General features: G+C 57.3%; 8 protein-coding genes. All 8 read left to right on the plus strand.

Annotation, left to right across the window (positions count from 1 at the left end; all coding sequences use genetic code 11):
- Window positions 1–208: hypothetical protein (locus DW49_RS1000000133305; RefSeq protein WP_032616731.1), on the plus strand; the 208-nt coding region annotated here is incomplete at its 5' end.
- Window positions 209–555: 347 nt separating this feature from the next.
- A complete protein-coding gene (locus tag DW49_RS0107215) occupies window positions 556–1,365 on the plus strand; it encodes a hypothetical protein (RefSeq protein WP_024421165.1) in 810 nt (269 codons plus the stop codon).
- Between the two features lie 279 nt (window positions 1,366–1,644).
- Window positions 1,645–1,890, plus strand: a complete 246-nt coding sequence (locus tag DW49_RS0107220; protein ID WP_024421166.1) for a hypothetical protein — start codon at window positions 1,645–1,647, stop codon at window positions 1,888–1,890.
- A 356-nt stretch (window positions 1,891–2,246) separates the two neighbouring features.
- Window positions 2,247–2,660 (plus strand): hypothetical protein, encoded by a 414-nt coding sequence (locus tag DW49_RS0107225; RefSeq protein ID WP_024421167.1) that lies wholly within the window; start codon window positions 2,247–2,249, stop codon window positions 2,658–2,660.
- A gap of 25 nt (window positions 2,661–2,685) precedes the next feature.
- Window positions 2,686–2,940, plus strand: coding sequence for a hypothetical protein (locus DW49_RS0107230; RefSeq protein WP_024421168.1), 255 nt, complete (start codon window positions 2,686–2,688; stop codon window positions 2,938–2,940).
- Window positions 2,941–2,983: 43 nt separating this feature from the next.
- Complete coding sequence (locus DW49_RS0107235) at window positions 2,984–3,931, plus strand: hypothetical protein (RefSeq protein ID WP_005619820.1); 948 nt, start codon at window positions 2,984–2,986, stop codon at window positions 3,929–3,931.
- Window positions 3,932–4,194: 263 nt separating this feature from the next.
- Window positions 4,195–4,554, plus strand: coding sequence for a hypothetical protein (locus tag DW49_RS1000000133590; RefSeq protein WP_237742255.1), 360 nt, complete (start codon window positions 4,195–4,197; stop codon window positions 4,552–4,554).
- Between the two features lie 42 nt (window positions 4,555–4,596).
- A complete protein-coding gene (locus DW49_RS0107245; RefSeq protein WP_017704285.1) occupies window positions 4,597–4,857 on the plus strand; it encodes a hypothetical protein in 261 nt (86 codons plus the stop codon).
- The last annotated feature ends 465 nt before the right edge of the window (window positions 4,858–5,322 follow it).

The following is a 5,322-nucleotide window of genomic DNA, read 5'->3' on the forward strand; positions in this document are numbered from 1 at the left end:
TGTTTTCGAAAAAATCAGCCACCAACTAACGGAAAATTCAAATCTTATCAATAGCTTAGCTTGCAGGTTATGGGTAACTTATTTCGAAAACAGTACACTAGGGCACACGCCTGCCGGTGCAAAGGCAACTAGCATCTACGGCGGCACACAGCCGCTAGACAAACCGCGTGAGCTACTGGCGAAGGTCAGAGAGCATATTCCCGACTGATCCTGGCCTTTGTGTGGGCCTCGCAACGTGTGCTAAGCAATAGAACCTCACTTAGCACACTAGAGAAGCAACCTGTCTGCGGTACCACCTTGCGGGCGTAAACCCTGCCCCTTGGCGATTCGCCTGTACACCTTGTAGTACGGGCCTCTCAGGCCGTTTGACGTTTAGGTAGTGCGTTTAAGTACAGGGAGAAAGCTAGAAACGGTGTGACCATGTCGATTGCGAGTCTGCAAGTGACTTAGCTGCCACTTTAAGTACAGAGAGAATGCCCGTCCGCCATTGGCGGTTGACACCGTACCTTCCCCACCACCAACCAAAGGCATCGCCTATGCAATGAGAGGTTCTGAATGACTGATTTAAGTATCGCGCTGGCTAACCTGCCTGACCTATTCCCCGTGCCTACGTTCGGGATGAATCCCCAACAACTCGTTTGGTGGGATGCCTTGACCGCTGGTGGCGTCGTGAACCGGCAAGCGTATGAACAAGTACCGTCCTACAAAGTGGTAGCAGACCTGTACGCCGAACACACCAGCCAAGGTCGAAGTGTGTCCCGTGACAAGTTCCTAGCCCTGAAACGTGCAGAGCAGGAGTTCTACCGAGCCTGTGCCACTGAACACGCTGGCCGGTACAGAGCTAGCCAGCAGACCGTTGATGCCGCTGTGCTGCTGGTGATTGATGCCGAGGGCAACACCCAACCCCGAGCCGCTCTACTTGATGCTGGTGTCCCTGCTGAGGATGTCGCCCGTATCGCTGGAAAGACTGGCTCACGACGTAAGGTCAAGAAGGCATTGCAGAAGCATGCGCAGCACCAGAACGCTCAACGAATGATCCAGACCACCGGCAAACGGGAGTACATGCGTATGGGCGCTGACACATTATCGGGAAGCCTTGAAGGAATTGCCGTGAACATGAAGACGCATGCACGCCTCACACGCCTTGAGACTGCGCAAGCCTTGATGGCGGCTGAACTGGCCGAGCTGAGAGCATTCCGCATCGCTACAGAGCAACGATTGGAAGTGGTCGAGGCTGGTGAACACTGGCACGATATTGCTCGTCGCATGCGGGCTGCTGGTGATGGTCCGACTGCTATCGCAACCGCAACCGGCCAGCCTGTGAACACGGTTAAATCGTGGGTCCGCCGCAATCTGACTGCATAAGAGGTGTTGTATGTACCTTTAGGTACTACAGCAAACTTCCAAAATAGGGGGGGTGCATGCACCCCTGAAATTGACCCAAACCCTAAGAGTACGTAGTACTCATTATTAATAACCTTCACCAAGAGCACCATCCAACGCTGGACGGCCTGATCTTGGTAGCCGTATCGAAAATCGTATCGGCCGATAGGGTACAAAAGGGGTGCATGCACCCCCTGAAATTGACCCAAACTCATAAGGTACTACGTACCTATTACCCCTATCCCAACGGGAGCAACGACCATGACCCAAATACACCTCCCCGATGGCACAGAAATTATCGACGACTCCGAACTGATGCCCAGCCATCAAGCAAGACGTATGGCATCGGAGGGTATGCCCGCCCCTGAAATAGCAACCGCGCTCGAACTCGACCTACCGACTGTAGAGCTGTACCTGTCGTGGGGGCCGTATGAAAGCCCCGAGGCTTATTGGATGCGCCGTTACAACGCGGGCACCCACCTTGATGACGAATACGAAGACGAATAACACCTGAGTTTCCCTGCTGCTCCGATTGGTCGTCGGTACAGCAGCCTGAGATACTGTCTCCTTGGTAGGCTCAGGCACCTATTCGCCCTCGGGCACATGAACGTGAAAGCGTCGGCACCTGATAACTGCCGTGACTGCACCCGGCTGTGAGAATTAGAACTCCTACACAGCCGACCTATTCCTGATGGAGCCTTCCCGGCATCCTCCCGGTTGACCACCCCGCACATCAATCAATAGCAGCCTAAATCCCCGAGTTTCCGGGGTGAATTCCTGCGCTAACTCAAAAGACATACCAACACCAAGGCTCCGACCAATCGTGCGTTTTACGTTCGATAAGCCGGGGCAATGGCAGAGCTATGTCGATCCCCTTTGGAGGTTTCATGCAATCCGTAAACACCATCAACGCCGACCGTGCATTTGTGTCCGGTCCTTGGCAGAGCCAGCAAGCTAACGCGGCTGCTGCCGCCCGTGAAGCTGCGCAGCAATACGCAAGAGAGAACCTGCGCCTCGACTTCGCTGATGCAGAGCACTGGCGTGAACTGGCTGCTGCCGCTGGCGTTCGTCTGCCCGCTTGGTATGTCCGCTCCACTGGTGGACGTATCCGTAAGTTCTGTACCCGATTAAACCTGAGCCAAACAGTGATTGACGATGCGACCGGGTGCAGTTCGTACAAGCAGCTTGCAGCTCTGAATCCCACTTGGCCCCTATTCGCTGTGGTTGGCCTACTGTTTGAGCTTTCTGCCGAGCGCACCGCTGCAACCACCCACTGACCCACCACCGAAGGAGTACCACGACATGGCTAAATCCAGCCTGAGCTATACCGAGCGCCAACGCATTGAGTTCCTGACCAGCCACCTGCGCAGTCTGTCCCGGCCATCCACAAAGGCCCGATACGAAGACGAGCTAGCCCAAATCCTTGAGGGTAAAGAGCTGACCCGTGGCGACTTGGCCCTAGCCGCTTATTACCTCGGCAACACCAGCCAGTCCGCTGAGGACGCTGCCGCCGCTCAAGATTTCGCCGCCGCGTACCGCTCGACTGCTACTGAGTAAGTCCCACGGGCAACCTGCCCACCACCTGTAAGGAGATTGACCAATGACCGATTTTAATCTCGCCGCGCTGGCGAACCTTTCCGACGCTGACCTAATGATGCCGTTGACATTCGACGATGCAGCACCCGTGACCCTGGCACCCGCTGTGACGAAAGTTCTGCACTTTGGCGCTGATCAGGAACTACCAGACCTTGCGGACCTGCTGGCCAAGGCTGATGCTGTTGTCGCGGCTGAATCCGTGGCCGATCTTCCAGCCCGTGCCCCGCGCATAGTGGGTGTGCCAGCCTCAGAGAACGTATCCGGCCACATGCGCTCGAACGGCGCACAGCTGAGCGATGCATTGCGCCTTGCCGTTCGTGCTGGCGTAGGAGAGCCAATCAAGACGCCTGATGATCTGCGTTATGCCCTGCGCGTATTTGCTGCGCACGCCTTGAACTCTCTGATCGGGAACCGCTGGGATGTACTGGCCGAACGTGAGCGAGTCGCTGCTGGTAGTGCTCACGATGTATGGAAAGATCGAGTGCTGTCCGCCCTGCAAGGCGAGATAGCGGCGATCAAGGCCGCTGAGCATTTGACCGATGCTGAATTCAAGTTCGTTTTGGAGCTGGTCGATTCTGACCGCGCTGGTATGGCGCAGAACCTCGCAGGGCCAAAGGTCGATGTCCCGGGGTTGGCCGCTGGCCGCTCGTTGAACTGGCGCGCTCTGGCTGACGATTGGGCCGAGGCTTGCGGCTCCCGTGGGAACGTAACGCTTGATACGGGTAAGGACGCTGCGGGTTGGGCGTCGTACTCACTGGCCGTTGAGCCAAGTGCGGGCTGGGTGCTGAGCGTTTACGTCGATCAACAGTGGATTCCTCTTGAAGCGTCCGCCGCTGGTACGGAGCGTGCCCTGGCTGATCGTGAACAGGTAATGCTCCAGCGCTCCCAAGCAGCGAAGCCCGCCCCATACTTGGGGTCAGTGTTCCCTGACAAACTTCGTGCGCTGCTTTGAGCGGGGTTTGGGATGCTAGACCCGCGCTCAGACGTGGGCAGCACCCTACAGCAGACGACTTGATCCGTATGCGACTCGGGTATCCGGGGTATGAGGGCCGACTCAATAGCATGCGCCAACTTGCCCCAGCCCGATACGCCGCTGTCATGTCCGGGGCTAAGACCTTCGACGATCCGAACTGGAGCTGTGCGGAGTGTAGTGGCTGCGAACGCCACACTCGGAACCTGACGTGTCGCGCATGTAATGGTGCCCGCGTACTGCAAGTGTTCAAGGAGCTGCCAGACGGCGGCACTGTGTACGCCGCAACGGATGATCAAGCTTCGGAGAACTGGCAGCAACGCCACCAGCGCACACAGCGCTTGATGGATCAGCGGAGCATCTTAGGTCGGCTGGGGCCTGTGGTCGTCGGTCGGTACAGCCTTGAAGGTGGGCGAGTGATCCACGCCGGGTCCGTTGCCCTCGACACTGAACCGCTGATGCTCGCCGTCGATACGTTGCTGTCTGGTGATTCTGAACTGATCCGGGGAGTTTTAACCCCTCTTCTTGAGCAAAGCCGTGAACTGGTCCAGTTGGTCCGGCTGATCGCTACCGCCATTTCTACACCTCAAAACTCACGCAAATAGCCTGCCCTCCGGGGCGGGCAGCATCCCCTTGGAGGAAACAACATGAAAGCCCGTATCACTAAACAAGTCCTGGCCTCGTTTCAGGCAGCATTCACCACCGACCTGACCAGCCCAAGCGGCCTGCGTTGGAACCACTGGAACGGATGCACCGGCACCCGTAGCCGTGAAGCTGGAGCGGTGGCCGGTGGGCAAACCACATCCGGATCGTACGTCGTAACGCTTGACGGCGAGAAGTATCTGGCATCGGCTGTACTGGTCTCGCTACATCGTGCCCAGCACCGCACAGCGGGGGCGTCGGCGTGAGTCGGGGACGCGGCGCAGTCGCGAACAGGAACCAGAAGCCGGTTATTAAACCTTGGCATGAGGAGTACGCCCTGTCTGATACGTCACCCTGTGGGGTGGTTTACATAGTGGGCGGCTCGCCCAGTACCGTACCGGCAGGCTGCCCTAAGGAACCAACATGGCCGTATGACAAGAGCATGGCCCGGCACTGTATCTGGCCTAGAAACTTCTCAACCCCCGTTATCGTAGATTGGGAGGGGGAAGACCTTGGCGGGTTCACTAAGTGGGATATGGTTCTGGAGACTGTGCCTGCGTGGACTGTGCGTGGAATCCTGCTGGAGTATGCAGAGCGGGAACGACAGATTCGATTGCTGGAGCAGCACATGGAAGAACTGGAGGCGGCCTAACGGCTGCTTCCCTTTTCAGCCTGCGTCTGGTCTGCGTCGTACCTGCACTCGCAACGTAAAAATAGTCTGCTCAAGCGAG

The sequence above is a fragment of the Pseudomonas avellanae BPIC 631 genome (assembly GCF_000444135.1).
GTDB lineage: Bacteria > Pseudomonadota > Gammaproteobacteria > Pseudomonadales > Pseudomonadaceae > Aquipseudomonas > Aquipseudomonas avellanae.